This window comes from Pelagerythrobacter sp., from assembly GCF_041912895.1.
In the GTDB taxonomy this organism is placed as follows: domain Bacteria; phylum Pseudomonadota; class Alphaproteobacteria; order Sphingomonadales; family Sphingomonadaceae; genus Pelagerythrobacter.
The window spans coordinates 99,012-116,173 of record NZ_JAYSGI010000001.1 but is presented as its reverse complement, the minus strand read 5'-3'; the positions used below and the strand labels follow the sequence as shown (position 1 = coordinate 116,173).

At 67.5% G+C, this 17,162-nt stretch carries 15 protein-coding genes; 12 read left to right on the top strand and 3 right to left on the bottom strand.

The window, feature by feature from the left end:
* Window positions 1-44: 44 nt before the first annotated feature.
* From mdh to ACE3QC_RS00590, 12 genes are all read left to right on the top strand, one after another.
* Window positions 45-1,007: a malate dehydrogenase gene (mdh, locus tag ACE3QC_RS00645; protein WP_374405150.1), complete on the top strand. Its 963-nt coding sequence runs from the start codon at window positions 45-47 to the stop codon at window positions 1,005-1,007.
* A gap of 10 nt (window positions 1,008-1,017) precedes the next feature.
* Complete coding sequence (locus ACE3QC_RS00640; protein WP_374405149.1) at window positions 1,018-1,488, top strand: hypothetical protein; 471 nt, start codon at window positions 1,018-1,020, stop codon at window positions 1,486-1,488.
* Entirely contained in the window at window positions 1,488-2,378 is an 891-nt protein-coding gene (sucD, locus tag ACE3QC_RS00635; RefSeq protein ID WP_374405148.1) for a succinate--CoA ligase subunit alpha, read from the top strand. The genes ACE3QC_RS00640 and sucD overlap by 1 nt, the downstream gene beginning before the upstream one ends.
* A 98-nt stretch (window positions 2,379-2,476) precedes the next feature.
* Window positions 2,477-5,326: a 2-oxoglutarate dehydrogenase E1 component gene (locus ACE3QC_RS00630; protein WP_374405147.1), complete on the top strand. Its 2,850-nt coding sequence runs from the start codon at window positions 2,477-2,479 to the stop codon at window positions 5,324-5,326.
* 10 nt (window positions 5,327-5,336) lie between these two features.
* Window positions 5,337-6,641 carry a 2-oxoglutarate dehydrogenase complex dihydrolipoyllysine-residue succinyltransferase gene (gene odhB / locus ACE3QC_RS00625; RefSeq protein ID WP_374405146.1) on the top strand — a complete coding sequence of 435 codons (1,305 nt, stop codon included), beginning with the start codon at window positions 5,337-5,339 and terminating at the stop codon, window positions 6,639-6,641.
* A complete protein-coding gene (locus tag ACE3QC_RS00620; protein ID WP_374405144.1) occupies window positions 6,641-6,997 on the top strand; it encodes a hypothetical protein in 357 nt (118 codons plus the stop codon). Before odhB ends, ACE3QC_RS00620 begins: the two co-directional genes overlap by 1 nt.
* A complete protein-coding gene (gene lpdA / locus ACE3QC_RS00615) occupies window positions 6,990-8,393 on the top strand; it encodes a dihydrolipoyl dehydrogenase (RefSeq protein ID WP_374405143.1) in 1,404 nt (467 codons plus the stop codon). Before ACE3QC_RS00620 ends, lpdA begins: the two co-directional genes overlap by 8 nt.
* 5 nt (window positions 8,394-8,398) lie before the next feature.
* Window positions 8,399-9,247, top strand: a complete 849-nt coding sequence (locus tag ACE3QC_RS00610) for a hypothetical protein (protein ID WP_374405142.1) — start codon at window positions 8,399-8,401, stop codon at window positions 9,245-9,247.
* A 67-nt stretch (window positions 9,248-9,314) separates the two neighbouring features.
* Entirely contained in the window at window positions 9,315-10,766 is a 1,452-nt protein-coding gene (locus tag ACE3QC_RS00605; RefSeq protein WP_374405141.1) for a DUF4403 family protein, read from the top strand.
* 73 nt (window positions 10,767-10,839) lie between these two features.
* Window positions 10,840-12,171, top strand: coding sequence for an amidase family protein (locus tag ACE3QC_RS00600; RefSeq protein ID WP_374405140.1), 1,332 nt, complete (start codon window positions 10,840-10,842; stop codon window positions 12,169-12,171).
* Window positions 12,168-12,842, top strand: a complete 675-nt coding sequence (locus tag ACE3QC_RS00595) for a PepSY domain-containing protein (RefSeq protein WP_374405139.1) — start codon at window positions 12,168-12,170, stop codon at window positions 12,840-12,842. Before ACE3QC_RS00600 ends, ACE3QC_RS00595 begins: the two co-directional genes overlap by 4 nt.
* Window positions 12,843-12,844: 2 nt before the next feature.
* Window positions 12,845-13,495, top strand: a complete 651-nt coding sequence (locus tag ACE3QC_RS00590; protein WP_374405138.1) for a trimeric intracellular cation channel family protein — start codon at window positions 12,845-12,847, stop codon at window positions 13,493-13,495.
* Here ACE3QC_RS00590 and ACE3QC_RS00585 read toward each other — a convergent pair.
* The 3 genes from ACE3QC_RS00585 to ACE3QC_RS00575 form a co-directional block, all read right to left on the bottom strand.
* Entirely contained in the window at window positions 13,483-14,187 is a 705-nt protein-coding gene (locus ACE3QC_RS00585) for a hypothetical protein (protein WP_374405137.1), read from the bottom strand. The two genes, ACE3QC_RS00590 and ACE3QC_RS00585, sit on opposite strands and share 13 nt — an antisense overlap.
* Window positions 14,188-14,276: 89 nt before the next feature.
* A complete protein-coding gene (locus ACE3QC_RS00580; RefSeq protein ID WP_374405136.1) occupies window positions 14,277-14,792 on the bottom strand; it encodes a hypothetical protein in 516 nt (171 codons plus the stop codon).
* A gap of 142 nt (window positions 14,793-14,934) precedes the next feature.
* Entirely contained in the window at window positions 14,935-17,091 is a 2,157-nt protein-coding gene (locus ACE3QC_RS00575) for a prolyl oligopeptidase family protein (RefSeq protein WP_374405135.1), read from the bottom strand.
* Window positions 17,092-17,162: the final 71 nt, after the last annotated feature.

Here is a 17,162-nt window from a genome sequence, read left to right as displayed (position 1 = left end):
CAGACTTCGCCGGTCCCGCGCAGTTGAAGGACGCACAGCAGCACATGGCCCGGAAGAAAATCGCGCTCGTCGGCGCCGGCATGATCGGCGGCACTCTCGCCCACCTCGCGGCGATGAAGGAAATGGGCGACGTCGTCCTGTTCGACATTGCCGAGGGCATGCCGCAGGGCAAGGCGCTCGATCTCAGCCAGGCGGGCCCGGTCGAAGGCTTCGACGCGACGCTCAAGGGCACGAGCGACTACCAGGACATCGCCGGGGCCGACGTTGTCATCGTGACCGCTGGCGTGCCGCGCAAGCCGGGCATGAGCCGCGACGACCTGCTCGAAATCAACCTCAAGGTGATGAAGGCCGTGGGCGAAGGCATCAAGGCCAACGCACCCGACGCCTTCGTGATCTGCATCACCAACCCGCTCGACGCGATGGTCTGGGCGCTGCGCGAATTCTCCGGCCTGCCGCACGAGAAGGTCGTGGGCATGGCGGGCGTGCTCGACAGCGCGCGCTTCCGCCACTTCCTCGCCGAGGAATTCGACGTGAGCATGGAAGACGTCACCGCTTTCGTGCTCGGCGGCCACGGCGACACGATGGTGCCGATCCTCGAATATTCGACCGTCGCGGGCATCCCGGTGCCCGATCTCATCAAGATGGGCTGGTCGACGCAGGAGAAGATGGACGCGATCGTCAAGCGCACGCGCGGCGGCGGCGGCGAGATCGTCCAGCTGCTCGGCAACGGCAGCGCCTATTACGCGCCCGCAACCAGCGCGATCCAGATGGCCGAGAGCTACCTCAAGGACAAGAAGCGCGTCCTCCCCTGCGCCGCGCACCTGACCGGCCAGTACGGCGTCGACGGCCTCTACGTCGGCGTGCCGATCGTGATCGGCGCGAACGGCGTGGAGCGGATCGTCGAGATCGAGCTCGACGACGAAGCCAAGAAGGGCTTTCAGGTCAGCGTCGACGCGGTCAAGGAACTGCTGGAGGCGTGCAAGGGTATCGATAGCTCGTTGGCGTGAGGAAGACGCTATGAGCTACGATTTGATGGTTTTTGACGCGGAGGTTGCACCACGTGAGCGGGCGGCTTTCGTTGAATGGTACCATCATCAAGCGGAGTGGTCGGAGGGTCACACCTACGATGATCCAACAAATACCACGGCGGCTCTCGCCGCATGGTACGAGGATATTCGCCAGAGCTACCCGAATATGAACGGTCCGGAATCAGTGACCGACCAAGATCTAATGAAACCGGGGATCGAGGATCGGCTTGGTGATTATTGCATCGGGCACCATGTGATTTATGCGGGATTTCGCTGGTCAGAAGCCGAACAAGTTTATCCCCTCGTCCGAAGGTTAGCTGTCAAACACGGAGTGGGATTTTATGACGTGAGCGGCGATGAAGGAAGTGGCGAAATCCACTTCCCTGGAGAAGAATTGGAACCAGAGTCGCAGGGCACCTGGCGTCAGATCGCGCGCGAATTCAAGGAAATGGACACGTAATGAGCATCCTCGTAGACAAGAATACCAAGGTCATCACCCAGGGCATGACGGGTGACACCGGCACGTTCCACACCCAGCAGGCGCTCGATTACGGGACGCAGATGGTCGCGGGCGTGACGCCGGGCAAAGGTGGGACCGAGCATATCGGGCTGCCGGTCTACGACACCGTCGCCGAGGCGGTGAAGGCGACCGGCGCGACCGCGAGCTGCATCTACGTGCCGCCGCCGTTCGCTGCGGACTCCATTCTCGAGGCGATCGACGCCGAGGTCGAGCTGATCGTCGCGATCACCGAAGGCATTCCGGTGCTCGACATGGTTCGCGTCAAGCGCGCGCTCGACGGCAGCAAGAGCCGGCTGATCGGCCCCAACTGCCCCGGCGTGCTGACCCCCGGCGAATGCAAGATCGGCATCATGCCCGGGTCGATCTTCCAGAAGGGCTCGGTCGGCGTCGTGTCGCGTTCGGGCACGCTGACCTACGAGGCGGTGCACCAGACGACGCAGGTCGGCCTCGGCCAGACCACCGCGGTCGGCATCGGCGGCGATCCGGTGAACGGCACGAACTTCATCGACGTGCTCGACCTGTTCCTCTCCGACGACGCGACCAAGTCGATCATCATGATCGGCGAGATCGGCGGATCGGCCGAGGAAGAGGCGGCCGAGTTCATCGCGCACCAGGCGAAGAAGGGCCGCAAGAAGCCGATGGTCGGCTTCATCGCGGGCCGCACCGCCCCTCCGGGTCGCCGCATGGGCCACGCGGGCGCGATCGTCAGCGGCGGCCAGGGCGGCGCCGACGACAAGATTGCCGCGATGGAGAAGGCGGGCATCCGCGTCTCCCCCTCCCCCAGCGAACTCGGCACCACGCTCGACGCGATGCTGAAGGAACTGGCCTGAGTTAAGGCGCGGACTGCCCTCCTCCCCGGGAGCATCCGCGCCGCTCGGACATTGGTTTTGTTAAGCCGGCGCGCGTGCCGGCGCGAGAGGTGACCCGGATGGGTAACGAGAGCCACGATTTCCTGCCCGAGCTGGGCGATCAGGGTGGGCCGCAGCCGGGGCCGAGCTGGGCCAACCCGCGCTGGCCGATGACGGCGGTCGATGCCGAGGGCGACCTGACGCAGGCGCTCGATCCCACGGCGATGAAGATCGCGGTGAAGGCGGCGGCGGAAAAGGCCGGCAAGCCCGCCGATCCCAGGGCGATCGAGGAAGCGGCGGAGGATTCCATCCGCGCGATGCTGATGATCCGGCTCTACCGGGTGCGCGGACACCTGGCGGCCAAGCTCGACCCGCTGAACCTCGCCGACCGCGAACTGCCCGAAGATCTCCAGCTCCGCTCGCTCGGCTTCGCCGGGCAGGAAGACAAGGAAGTGTTCGTCGGCGGGCTGATGGGCCGCGAATGGGTCAAGGTGTCCGAGCTCGCCGAGATCCTGCAGGCCAATTACTGCGGGCACGTCGGCCTCGAATACATGCACATCGCCGATGTCGAGGAACGGCGCTTCCTGCAGGAGAAGTTCGAAGGGCCCGAGGACGTGATCCAGTTCACGCCCGAGGGCAAGCGCGCGATGCTGGCGGCGGTGATCCGCGGTGAGCAGTACGAGGCGTTCCTCGCCAAGAAATACGTCGGCACCAAGCGCTTCGGCCTCGACGGCGGGGAATCGATGATCCCCGCGCTGGAAGCGGTCATCAAGTACGGCGGGCAGGACGGCGTGCGCGAGATCATCTACGGCATGGCCCACCGCGGCCGGCTGAACGTGCTCGCGAACGTGATGGGCAAGCCCTACAAGGTGATCTTCCACGAATTCTCCGGCGGCAGCGCCAATCCGGAGGACGTGGGCGGTTCGGGCGACGTGAAATACCACCTCGGCACCAGCACCGATCGCGAGTTCGACGGCATCGACGTGCACATGAGCCTCGTGCCGAACCCAAGCCATCTCGAAGCGGTCGACCCGGTCGTGCTCGGCAAGACGCGCGCCCAGCAGGCGATCCGCGACGACCTGAAGAAGCACGAGCAGGTCCTGCCGGTGCTGATCCACGGCGACGCGGCCTTCGCGGGCCAAGGCATCGTGTGGGAATGCTTCGGCTTTTCCGGGGTGCGCGGCTACAACACCGGCGGCTGCATCCACTTCGTCATCAACAACCAGATCGGTTTTACGACGAGCCCGCAATTCGCCAGATCGTCCCCCTATCCCTCCGACGTGGCCAAGGGCGTCTCGGCGCCGATCCTGCACGTCAACGGCGACGATCCCGAAGCGGTGACTTTCGCCTGCAAGCTGGCGATCGAATACCGCCAGAAGTTCGGCCGCGACATCGTAATCGACATGTGGTGCTATCGCCGCTTCGGCCACAACGAAGGCGACGAGCCCAAGTTCACCCAGCCGCTGATGTACGATGCGATCAAGGGCCATCCCAAGGTCAGCGAGATCTACGCCAAGCGCCTCGAGGAAGAGGGCGTGATCGACGCGGGCGAGCGCGACGTGTTGTGCGGCGAGTTCGTGGATATTCTCGAGAAGGAATTCGCGGCCGCCAAGAGCTACAAGCCCAACGAGGCCGACTGGTTCGGCGGGCGCTGGGCGGGCCTCAACAAGCCCGCCGATCCCGAAACCGCGCGCCGCAACGTGGATACCGCGGTGTCCGACAAGCTGTTCGACAGCCTCGGCCGCACGCTGACCACCGTTCCGGACGATCTCGACCTGCACAAGACGCTGGGCCGCGTGATCGAGGCCAAGCGTAAGATGTTCGACAGCCGCGAAGGCTTCGACTGGGCGACGGCGGAAGCGCTGGCGTTCGGCAGCCTCGTGACCGAAGGCTTCGGCGTGCGCCTGTCGGGCCAGGATTCGGGCCGCGGCACGTTCAGCCAGCGCCACGCGGTGTGGATCGACCAGACCGACGAGCACAAGTACATCCCGCTCACTCAGCTGCCGCACGGCAAGTTCGAGGTCTACGACAGCCCGCTGTCCGAATACGGCGTGCTCGGCTTCGAATACGGGTTCGCGATGGCCGATCCCAAGACGCTGGTGTGCTGGGAAGCGCAGTTCGGTGATTTCGCCAACGGCGCGCAGATCGTGATCGACCAGTACATCGCCAGCGGCGAGGTGAAATGGCTGCGCGCCAACGGCCTCGTCCTGATGCTGCCCCACGGCTACGAGGGCCAGGGGCCGGAACACAGTTCCGCCCGGCTCGAGCGGTTCCTGCAACTGTGTGCGAACGATAACCTGCAGGTGTGCAACATCACCGTGCCGGCGAACTACTTCCACGTCCTGCGCCGGCAGATGAAGCGTTCGTTCCGCAAGCCGCTGGTGATCATGACGCCCAAGAGCCTGCTGCGCCATCCGATGGCCAAGAGCAGCGCCGACGAGTTCTTGGGCGAAAGCCATTTCCGCCGCATCGTGAGCGACACGGCCGAGATCGGCGACGCGAAGATCCGCCGCCTCGTGCTGTGCAGCGGCAAGGTCGCCTACGACCTGATCGAGAAGCGCGACGCGGAAAAGCTGGACGATGTCTCGATCGTCCGGATCGAGCAGCTCTACCCCTTCCCCGGCGAACCGCTGGCGGTGCGCCTCGGCCGGATGACCAATCTCGAAGAGGTCGTCTGGTGCCAGGAGGAACCGCGCAACAACGGCGCGTGGTTCTTCGTGGAAGGCAAGATCGAACACGCGCTGACCGAAGCCGGGCACGGCGGGATGCGCCCGCGCTATGCCGGGCGCGAGGAAGCGGCATCGCCCGCCACGGGCCTCGCCAAGCGGCACGCCGAGCAGCAGCGCTGCCTGGTGTCGATGGCGCTGGGCCTCAACGACGGCGGCGAGGCTGCGCGCGGCGGCAAGAGCAAGACGAAGACAAAGGCCTGAGGAAACGAACATGGCGAGCGAAGTCAAAGTCCCCACGCTGGGCGAATCGGTTACCGAAGGTACGATCGGCGAATGGCTGAAGAAGCCGGGCGACAGCGTGAAGGTGGACGAGCCGATCGTCAGCCTCGAGACCGACAAGGTCGCGGTCGAGGTCCCCTCCCCCGTCGCCGGCGTGCTGGGCGAGCAGAAGGCCGCTGTCGGCGACACGGTGGAGGTCGGCGCGGTGATCGCGACGATCGAGGACGCGACCGCCGCGGGCGAGAGCACCGATGTCGAGCCGCGCGAGAAGCCGGCGGACGCCAAGGATGCGGACAAGGCCGAGGACAAGGACAAGACCGAGGACGACGCCAAGGCCGCGCCTGCCCCGGCGGCGGCGAAGGAAGCCGCTTCGTCCGACACGCAGACGCTGTCGCCCGCGGTGCGCCGCGCGGTGCTCGAACACGGGGTCGATCCCTCGACCATCAAGGGCACCGGCAAGGACGGGCGGCTGACCAAGGAAGACGTGCTCTCCGCCGCGCAGGCGAAGAAGGACGGCGGCGGCCGCGAGGAGACGATCGACGATACCGCGCCCGCGCAGGCGAAGATCGACATTCCCGCGCCTGCATCGAGCGGCGAACGCCGCGAGGAACGCGTGAAGATGACGCGCATGCGCCAGACGATCGCCAAGCGCCTCAAGAGCGCGCAGGACACCGCCGCGCTGCTGACCACCTTCAACGACTGCGACATGAGCGCGGTGATCGAGGCGCGCGAGAAGTACAAGGACGTGTTCGCCAAGAAGCACGACATCAAGCTCGGCTTCATGTCGTTCTTCGCCAAGGCCTCGTGCCTCGCGCTGAAGGACATTCCCGCCGTCAACGCGCAGATCGACGGCGACGAGATCGTCTATCACGACTACGTCGACATCTCGGTCGCGGTCAGCGCGCCCAACGGGCTGGTCGTGCCGGTGGTCCGCAATGCCCACGCCAAGGGCTTCGCGCAGATCGAGAAGGACATCGCCGACCTCGGCAAGCGCGCGCGCGACGGCTCGCTGACGATGGACGACATGAAGGGCGGCACCTTCACCATCTCCAACGGCGGCGTGTTCGGCGGGCTGATGTCCACCCCGATCATCAACCCGCCGCAGAGCGCGGTGCTGGGCCTCCACCGGATCGAGGACCGCCCGGTCGTGCGCGACGGCGAGATCGTGATCCGCCCGATGATGTACATCGCGCTCAGCTACGATCACCGCCTGATCGACGGCCGCGAGGCGGTGACCGCGCTGAAGACGATCAAGGAAGCGATCGAGGATCCGACGCGGATATTGATCGACCTTTGATGACGCAGGAACCGAGCCCCATGTTCAAAACCCGCATCCTCCTCGCAGTCGCCGCCGTGGCGCTGGCGGGTTGCGACGCGGCGACGCAGATCGCCGGCGAAGCGGTCGAGGGCGAAATCCGCAACGCCGTCGCCGCGCAATGCGAGGAAGTGGCGCAGGGGGCGAGCTTCGTCGCCGGGCACGTGGCCGAAGTCTGCCAGTGCAGCACCGACAGGTTCATGGCCGATCCCGACCTGACGCTCGACGACGTCACCCGCGACAACATCGAAGGAATAGTCAACGCCTGCGCCCGGACCACGGCGCCGGAGAGTGGAACCTGGACAGAGACAACGCCCACGGAGGAAATCGGTGGCTGAACAGAACTACGACTACGACGTCCTCGTCATCGGGGCCGGCCCCGGCGGTTATGTCGCCGCGATCCGTGCGGCGCAGCTCGGGCTCAAGACCGCCTGCGCTGAAAGCCGCGAGACGCTGGGCGGCACCTGCCTCAACGTCGGGTGCATCCCCTCCAAGGCGATGCTGCACGCGAGCGAGTATTTCGACGCCGCGGCGAACGGCGCGATGGCCAAGATGGGCGTCGACGTCAGCCCCAAGCTCAACCTCGATGCGATGCACGGCCAGCGCCAGGACGCGGTCAAGCAGCTGACCGGCGGGATCGAATTCCTGTTCAAGAAGAACAAGGTCGACTGGAAGAAGGGCCGCGCCACCTTCCAGGATGCGCACACGGTGAAGGTGGGCGACGAAACCGTCACCGCCAGGAACATCGTCATCGCCACCGGCTCCTCGGTCACTCCGTTGCCGAACGTCGAGGTCGATAACGCCAAGGGCGTGGTCGTCGACAGCACCGGCGCGCTGGAGCTGGGCAAAGTTCCGAAGAAGATGGTCGTGATCGGCGGCGGCGTGATCGGGCTGGAGCTCGGCTCCGTCTGGCGGCGGCTGGGCGCGGAGGTCGTGGTGGTCGAATTCCTCGACCAGCTGCTGCCCGGCATGGACGGCGACGTGCGCAAGGAAGCGGCCAAGATCTTCAAGAAGCAGGGCATGGAGCTGAAGCTCGGCCACAAGGTCACCGGCTGCACCGTCAAGGGCAAGACCGCCACGCTGACGGTCGAGCCGTCGGACGGCGGAGACGCCGATACGATCGAGGCCGATTGCGTGCTCGTGTCGATCGGGCGCAAGCCCAACACCGATGGCCTCGGGCTCGAGGCGATCGGGCTGGAAACCAACAAGCGCGGCCAGATCGAGACCGAGCATGATTTCCGCACCAAGGTGGACGGCGTGTGGGCGATCGGCGACGTGATTCCCGGCCCGATGCTGGCGCACAAGGCCGAGGACGAAGGCATCGCCGTGGCCGAGAACATCGCCGGGCAGACGGGCATCGTGAACCACGCGGTGATCCCCAGCGTCGTCTACACCTGGCCCGAGATCGCCGGCGTCGGCCTGACCGAGGAAGACGCCAAGGCGAAGGGTTCGGTGAAGGTCGGCAAGTTCCCGATGATGGCCAACAGCCGCGCCAAGACCAACCACGAGCCCGACGGCTTCGTGAAGGTCATCGCCGATGCCGAAACCGACCGCGTGCTCGGCGTGTGGTGCATCGCCAGCGTTGCGGGCACGATGATCGCGCAGGCCGCGCAGGCGATGGAATTCGGCGCGACGAGCGAGGATATCGCCTACACCTGCCACGCCCACCCGACGCACAGCGAGGCGATCAAGGAAGCCGCGATGGCGGTGACCGGCAAGCCGATCCACATCTGACGGCGATGCGGGCGAACGACCAGGCCCGCACATCGCTGCCGTGGCTGCCCGCCGGCGCGCTGATCGCAGCGGTCGGCGCCGGGCTCGCGCTGTTCTGGGTCGGCGACGCCCCGCCGTCCTATTCGCTCGTCAATGGCGGGGCGCTGCTCGTGGCGCTCGCCGCGATGGTCGCGGCAGGGCGCGCACGATGCGGCCGAACCTGCGCCGTCTGGATCGTCGCGCTCGGCATCGCGGGGATTGCCGCGACGCTCGTTGCCGGACCGGATATCGACGGGGTGCGCCGCTGGATCGCCCTTGGCCCGGTGCGCCTCCATGCGGCGATGCTGCTCCTGCCCGCCGTGCTCGCCGCCTTGCCGCGCCTGCGGGGAAACTGGCGGCTCGCCCCGGTCGCGGGCGCGGCCACGGTGTTCGCCGTGCAGCCGGACCCGGCCGCGGCCCTCGCACTCGTTTGCGGATGTGCACTGTCGGAATGGTACGGCAGGCGCTCGGCCGCTTCGTTGCTCGTTCTCCTCGTCGCGATAGCGGGCCTCGCGGCGGCGCTGGTTCGCGACACGCCGCTGGAGCCGGTGCCCTTCGTCGAATCCGTGGTGCAGGACGGATTCGCGTTGCAACCGGCGCTCGGCGTACTTCTGGCGACGACGCTGCTGTTCGCGATCGCGGCGCCGATGTTCATGCGCGGGAGCGACCGCGCGGTGAACGGCGGAATCGCCGGGTGCTGGCTCGGCTTTGCGGCCGCTTCGCTGCTCGGCCCATACCCCACGCCGCTGGCGGGCTACGGCGCCGCAGCGATCGGTTACGGGCTGGCGATCGCGGTGTCGCGCGCGATCGCATCATTTCGCATTGGAAGCGGCTGAACAAGCGGATATATTCACCCCGGTAACAGGGGTGCAGCGATCCATGCCGATCGGTCGGTTTGCCGTATTGACGGTTTTCACCGCGCTTGCGCTGGCGGGGTGCAAGAAGGATGCGCCCACCGGCCCGCCGCCGCGCGCGAACGACGCGATCGAGGTGCCGCCGCAATCCTCCACCATCGCGGTGCCGGTGACGGCGGACCTGTCGGCGCTTTCCGCCGCGCTCGAAAGCGAAGTGCCGCGGACGCTGTGGACGATCGACCGTCAGGACGAGACGTGCGTCGCGTCCGAGCGGGTCAAGGTCGCCTTCGTCAAGCTCAAGACCCCGAAGATCAAATGCGACATCGCCGGCACCGTCACGCGCGGGCGGATGACCTTCGCCGGGCGCGGCCAGCGCATCGTGGTGACGATGCCGCTCCATGCCGAGGTGCGCGCGCAGGACATCGCGGGCATATTGAAGCAGGAAACCGCCACCGGCGACGCGATCGTGCGCGCGGTGGTCGACATCTCGCCCGATGACAACTGGAACCCGCGCGGCACGGTGGATATCGAATACGACTGGACCGACGCGCCGCACGTCGATTTCCTCGGCCAGCGGATCGAGTTCACCAGCGAGGCGGACGAAAAGCTGAAAGGCGTCGTCGCGCGGCTCGAACGCACCTTGCCGCGCGAGCTGGCGAAAGTGGAATTGCGGCGCGAGGTCGAGCGGCTGTGGCGGCAGGCGTTCACTTCGCTCCAGCTCAACGAGCGGGATCCGCCGGTATGGATGCGGATCACGCCCGAGCGGCTGCAATACGGCGGCTTCACGCTCGATGGCCGCAAGCTGGAGCTGAAGCTGGGGATGACCGCGCGGACCGAAACCTTCGTCGGCGACCGGCCGCCCGATCCCAAACCCGCCGCGCTGCCGCCGCTCCAGAGGCTCGAGGAGCAAGCGGGCAAGCTGGTGTTCTTCATCCCGGTCGTCGCCGACTACGCTCAGCTCGAACCGGTGATCGCCGAGGCGCTGGCGAAGCGTTCCGCCCGGCCCTTCGCGGTGCCGGGCATCGGACCGGTCGATGCGAAGTTCGGCAAGGTCGAGGCCTACGGCACCACGGAAAATCGCGTGGCCGTGGGCGTCACTTTCACCGCCACGCCGCGCGATCACGACGTCGGCTCGGCGCGCGGCACGGTGTGGCTGACTGGCAAGCCGGTCAACGCGGAAAATTCGCGCCGGGTCGGGTTCGAGAACCTGTCGATCACCGGCGACACCGACCGCGCGGGGGCCGACCTGCTGCTCGATCTCGCCAATTCGCCGGGCTTCGCGCAGACGATCGCGGTGGCGCTGGTGCAGAATTTCGAGGGGGACTATGATGAACTGCTCGGCAAGATCGCGCGCGCGATCGACAACAAGCGCGAGGGCGATCTGCTGATCCGCGCGCAGATCGAGGATATCGAAACCGGCCGCTTGCGCGCGGCAGGCCAGGGGCTCTACCTGCCGGTGCGCGGGACGGGCAGCGCTTCGATCATGCTATCGCCCAACTGACCGGCCGCGCTGGCGGGTTGCAACCGGCGCGCGTTTCGCCATGGTCGCGCTCACCACCGCAAGGAGGCCGCGCATGATTCCGAAACTGACCGACCAGCCGGGCGCGATCGCGCTCGCCGCGACGATTCGCGCGGGCGAGCTGTCTCCGCTCGAAGCGGTGGATGCGGCCATCGCCCGGATCGAGGATCGCGACGCGCAGATCGACGCGGTGGTGGTGTGCGATTTCGAGCGTGCGCGCGAAGCCGCCCGTTCGATGGACGGCCAGACGCCGGGCGACGACCGCCCGCTGTTCGGCGTGCCGATGACGATCAAGGAAAGCTTCGACATCGCGGGCCTGCCGACCACCTGGGGCCACCAGCAGTTCGCCGGCAACGTGGCGCGGCGCGATGCGCGGATCGTGCGGCTGCTCAAGCAGGCGGGCGCGATCTTCCTCGGCAAGACCAACGTGCCGCCCGACCTCGCCGACTGGCAATCGACCAACCCGGTCTACGGCCGCACCGCCAACCCGCACGACGTGTCGCGCAGCCCCGGCGGATCGTCGGGCGGCTCGGCCGCGGCGGTGGCGAGCGGCATGGTGCCGTGCGAATACGGCACCGACATCGGCGGATCGGTTCGCGTGCCGGCGCATTTCTGCGGGGTCTGGGGCCACAAGACCAGCTGGGGGCTCGTCTCCAAGCACGGCCACGATCACCCGCTGCTGGCAGGCGGCGACGCGCATGACGGGGCGCTGTCGATCGCCGGGCCGATCGCGCGCCATCCCGAGGATCTCGCGCTGCTGCTGCGCCTCACCGCGAGCGTTCCGATGCGCGAGAGCGGCAAGCCGCTGGCCGATTGCAGGCTGCTGCTGGTGACCGAATACCCGGAGAGCCCGGTCGATGCCGCGGTGCTCGGCCCGGTGAACGCGGCGGTGATGGCGATCGAGGCGGCGGGCGTGCGCGTCGACCGCACGACCGGCCTGCTGCCCGATCTCGCGCAGCAGCAGCGCGACTACATGAAGATGCTCAATATCGCGATGGCGCGCGGGATGCCGGGGCCGGATGGCAAGCGCGCGAGCGCGACCGACTGGTTCGAACTGCTCGACGCGCAGGCGCGCAACGAAGCGGCGTGGCATGCGCTGTTCGAGGAATACGACTTCGTCCTCGCGCCGCCCGCCCCCGTGCTCGCCATCCCCGCGCGCGAAGGGCGGCTGTTCGACGGTACGGTGACGATCGACGGGCGCGAGGAAAGCGCCGCCGCCGCGCTCGCCTGGGCCGGTATCGCGACTTTCCCCAACCTGCCCGCCACCGTGCTTCCGGTCGGCGAGACGGGCGGATTGCCGTGCGGGATTCAGGTGATCGGGCCGCGCTGGGCGGACCTCGACTGCATCGCGGCGGCGGCGGCGATCGGCGGGATCGTCGGCGCATGATGCGCAGGCTCGCGCGCTGGCATATCTGGCTGGGCTGGCTGATCGGGGTCCCGCTGATCGGCTGGACGCTGACCGGACTGGTGATGGTCGCGCGCCCGATCGAGCAAGTGCGCGGCGAGCATCTGCGGATCGAGGCCGCTCCGCAGCCGCTGAGCCTGCCGGGCGAGGCGTTCGGCAGCGTCGAGGGTCCGATCCGCGAGATGCGCGCGACGATGCAGGCCGGGCGCGCGGTCGCGGTGCTGACGATGATGGACGGCAGCGTGCGCCGGCGCGACATGGCGACGGGCGAACCGATCGCGCCGCTCGATGCCGCCGCCGCGCGCTCGGTCGCAGCACGCGGAATCGTCGACGGCGAGCGGGTCGAAAGCGTACGGTTCTTCGGCGCGGACGCGCCGCCGTTCGACTTCCGCCGTCCATTGCCGGTGTGGCAGGTCGCGCTGGCCGACGGCACGCACGTCTACGTCGGGCGCGACAGCGGGGAGATCGAGGCGGTGCGCACCCGCTGGTGGCGCGTGTTCGATTTCATGTGGGGCCTGCACATCATGGACCTGCAGGAGCGCGAGGATACCTCGCACCCGATCCTGATCCTGTTCGCCGCGATCGCGCTGATCGGCACGGTGATGGGCTCCGCGCTGCTGTTCCGGCGGCGCAAGGCGCGGGTGCGCACCTGACGATGTTTCCCGCCAGCCCCGCCCTGCCCCCGGCGCTCGACCTGCTCGGCACTGCCGTGTTCGCGCTGACCGGCGCGCTGCTCGCCGCGCGGCTGCGGCAGACCTTCGTGACGATGGCCTTCTTCGCGCTGGTGACCGGAGTTGGGGGCGGATCCTTGCGCGACATGCTGATCGGCGCCCCCGCGTTCTGGCTGCGCGATCCCTGGGTGGCGCTGGTGATCTTCCTCACCGCGCTGATCGCGTGGTTCACCCCGCGCCGGTGGTGGGAGGGGAGCCTGCTGGAATGGGCCGATGCCGCGGGCCTTGCCGCCTTCGCCGTGCTCGGCGCGGCCAAGGCGCTGGCCTTCGGGGTCGACCCGCTGCCCGCCGCCGTGCTCGGCATCGTGACCGGCTGCGCGGGCGGCGTGGTGCGCGACGTGATCGCGGGCGTGCCCTCGATCATCATGCGGCCCGAACTCTACGTCACCGCCGCCGCGCTTTCCGCCGGGCTGACGGTGATCGGCACGGTCGCGGGCGTGCTCGACGCCGCCATCTGGGCCACGGCGTGGATCGCCGGGTTCGCGCTGCGCGGCGCGGCGATCCGCTGGCAGTTGGCCCTGCCCGCCTATCGCGAGCGCGCCGACGCCGAAGCGCCGGGCGATCAGTCCTCGTAGTAATCCTCGCCCGGCAGCGGACCGCCGGGATAGGCGGGCTGGACCGGGGCAGGCTGCGAGTAGCTGACCCCGGGTGAGCCCGTGCCGACTTGGCGCCACGCGGCGGCGTAGGTGTCGTCGTCCCACTGATTGCCGCGCGCCTGCGTGGAATACGTGACCCCACCGCGCTCGTAACCCTGCCCGTAATCGATATCGGAGATGCGGCCGTCGTTGCCGATAAGGCAGGTGAAGCCGCCGCCGTCGGCGACCGTGCCGGCGACGCGCCAGCCGGCGGCATCGCGGGTCGCGACGTCGACCGAGGCAACGCGAACGTCGCGCTCGATCTCGGCGACGCACATGTCCATCGCGCGGTCGATCCCGTCGCCGCTGTAGGAGGTCGGGCGCGGATTGCGGTAATCGACGCGCGGCTCGTCGCGGTCGTTGTCCAGCGCGCTGGCGATCGCGAAGATGCCGCCGATGATCGCCGCGCCCGCGATCACGTCGCCCGCGCTGATCCCGTCGTCACGGTGATGGCCACGATGGCGCCAGCGCGAACGCTCGGCCGAAACGCTCGCGTCGCTCCATGCGGCGGAGCCGGCGTGCGTGGCCGGAGCGGCGTGCGATGGCAGATCGAGCGCCGCGGCGGGCACGGCAGCCGTGCCGAGCATCGCCGTGCTGGCGGCCAAAGCGGAAATCCTGAAAATGCGAGCCATAGGACGAAACCCCTGTGCCGGAATGCGATGGGCGGTTCAGGATGTCCTCACCCTGAACCGCCCGTGGTGATGTTGTCGAGCGCCGACCGTCACAGCCCGCGAATGCCGCTGTAGTCCAGATCGTATACCCGGCCGCTGTAATCGACGCGGCAGGTGAAGTCCCCGCTGTCGTATCCGCGGTTGCGATCGTAGCCGTAACTGCGGCCGTAACTGCGACCGACGTCGATCCGGCCCTTGATCCGCACATTGTCGCGGTTGGTGTCGACATCGCGAATCTGGGTGACGTTGGCGGCGCGATAGCCGTAGCGGCGGGCGTTGGTCTCGGCCGCCGCCACGCAGCGTTCGATCACCGCGCGCGAATTGTAGCCGCGATCGTAGCCGGTGCGATAATAGCGATTGTCGTAACGGTCGCGATCGTTGTTGTCGAACGCGCCCGCGAGCGCCGCGATACCGCCGATGATCGCAGCGCCTGCGATCACTTCGCCGACGCCTATGCCATCGTCGCGATCGTAGTCGCGATATTGCGCCATCGCGGGGGTTGCAGCGGTCATCGCCAGCCCACCGGCCGCGATGGTCCCGACGAGTGCCTTGGTGAGCGTTTTCATGGTCGATACCTCGTTGTTGAGCGAGCGGTCCGCTCGCGATTACGAGGTTCGTTCTAGGCCATCGCCGGTGATGCGAGGCTGAATTGCAGCGACAGCCCGCGTTCAGGCAATCAGCCGACTTCCTGAACGCGGGCTATTCAACTCATTCGGCGGCGGTATCGGCTTCGGGCACGTCCAGCCCCGTCCAGTAGCCGAGGAAGCTCAGCACGTCGGCGCCTTCCTCGATCGCCTTGTCGGTCGGCTTGCCGCTGCCGTGGCCCGCGCGCGTCTCGATGCGGATCAGGTGGGGCTCGTCGCCAAGGTCGGCGGCCTGGAGTGCCGCAGCATATTTGAAGCTGTGGCCGGGCACCACGCGGTCGTCGGTGTCGGCGGTGGTCACGAGCACCGCCGGATAGTCCACGCCCGAGCGGATGTTGTGATACGGCGAATAGGCGCGCAGCACCTTGAAATCGCTTTCTTCCGACGGGTGGCCGTAGTCGTCGACCCAGTAGCGGCCCGCCGTCCAGCGATCGAAGCGCAGCATGTCCATCACGCCGACCGCTGCATTGGCCGCGTCGATCAGGTCGGGCCGCTGGTTGACCACCGCGCCGACCAGCAGGCCGCCGTTCGAGCCGCCCTGGATCGCGAGGCCGTCCTCGGTCGTGTAGCCGTTGGCCTTCAGGTATTCGCCCGCCGCGATGAAATCGTCGAACACGTTCTGCTTGTTGTCGAGCCGCCCGGCGTCGTGCCACGCCTTGCCGTATTCGCCGCCGCCGCGAATGTTGGCGAGCGCGAAGGCGCCGCCCGCCTCCAGCCACGCCATACGCATGGCGGAAAAGCCGGGCGTCAGCGAGATGTCGAACCCGCCGTAGCCGTAGAGCAGCGTCGGCGCGGGGCCGGTCACGTCGCTGCGGCGGACGATGAACATCGGCACGCGGGTGCCGTCCTTCGAGGTATAGAACTGCTGCTCGGTCACGAAGCGTTCGGGATCGAAGGTCAGTTCGGGCGCGGCGAATTCGCTCTTCTCGCCCGTCTCCACGTTCAGGCGGTAGATCGTGCCCGGCCGGTTGAAGCTGGTGAAGGTGTAGAACGTCTCCGGATCGCCCGCCTTGCCGCCGAAGCCGCCCGCGGTGCCGAGTTCGCCCAGTTCGATGTCGTTGAGCGCATTGCCTTCGAGGTCATAGACCGCCGCGCGCGTGGTGGCATCCTTCAGGTAGGTCACGATCAGCTTGTCGCCGACGATCGAGGCGCCGTCGATCGGCTGCTCGCCCTCGGGCACCAGCGTGGTCCATTCGGGCGTCGGCGCGGCGAGATCGGTGGTCACGATGCGGTAGCGCGGCGCATCCTTGTTGGTGACGAAGAACGCCTTGGTGCCGATCGTGTCGATCGGGTTCCACGCGTTGTCGAACCCGGTGACCAGCGGCTTGGCTTCCCATTCGCCGCTCTGGTGGCCGAGATCGACCACGCGCACTTCGTACTTCGCGTCGGTGCCGAGCGAGCTGATGATGAAGCCCCAGCGCCCGTCGTCCGACACGCCGAGGCCATGGCCTTGGTCGGGATGCTCGGGGGTGGAGAACACCAGCTTGTCGGCCGACTGCGGCGTGCCGAGTTGATGGTAATAGACCGCCTGGTTGTAGTTGAGCGCCTGGAAATCCTGCCCTTCCTCCGGCTCGGGGAAGCGCGAGTAGAAGAAGCCTTCGTTCCCCAGCCACGAGATGCCGGTGAACTTGGCCCAGCGGATTTCGTCTTCCAGCTGTTCGCCGGTTTCGACGTCGAGCACGCGGATGATCCGCCAGTCGGTCCCGCCGTCCTGCACGGCGTAGGCCATCAGCGTGCCGTTCTCCGACGGCTCCCACCCGGCGAGCGCGGTCGCACCGTCCTGCGCCCAGGCGTTGGGGTCGATCAGCAGGCGCGGTTCGGCATCCAGGCCGTGGCGCACATAAAGCGGGCTCTGGTTCTGGAGGCCGGTGTTGCGGGTGTAGAAATAGTATTCCCCCGCCTTTTGCGGAATGCCGAACCGCTCGTAATCGAGCAGTTCGCCGATGCGCGCCTTGAACCAGTCGTTGCCGGGCAGCTTCTTGAGATAGGCGTCGGTGAACGTGCTCTGCTGCTGCACCCATGCGGCGACTTCGGCGTCGTTGCGCACGTCCGCTTCGAGCCAGCGGTAGGGATCGGCGATCTCCTCGCCGAAGATCGTCTCGCTCACGTCTCCGGCGCGGGTTTCGGGGTAGTCGGGCAAAGTCACCTCTTGGGCGGAAAGCGGCGCCGCGACGGCGAGCGCGATGGCGGAAGCCGCGAGTGCGACAGAACGGATATTCATGATAGGAAACTCCCCCGGGGATCGGAAAAACATGCGGTTACCGATGTAACCGCTGCGCCCCGGTTTGCAAT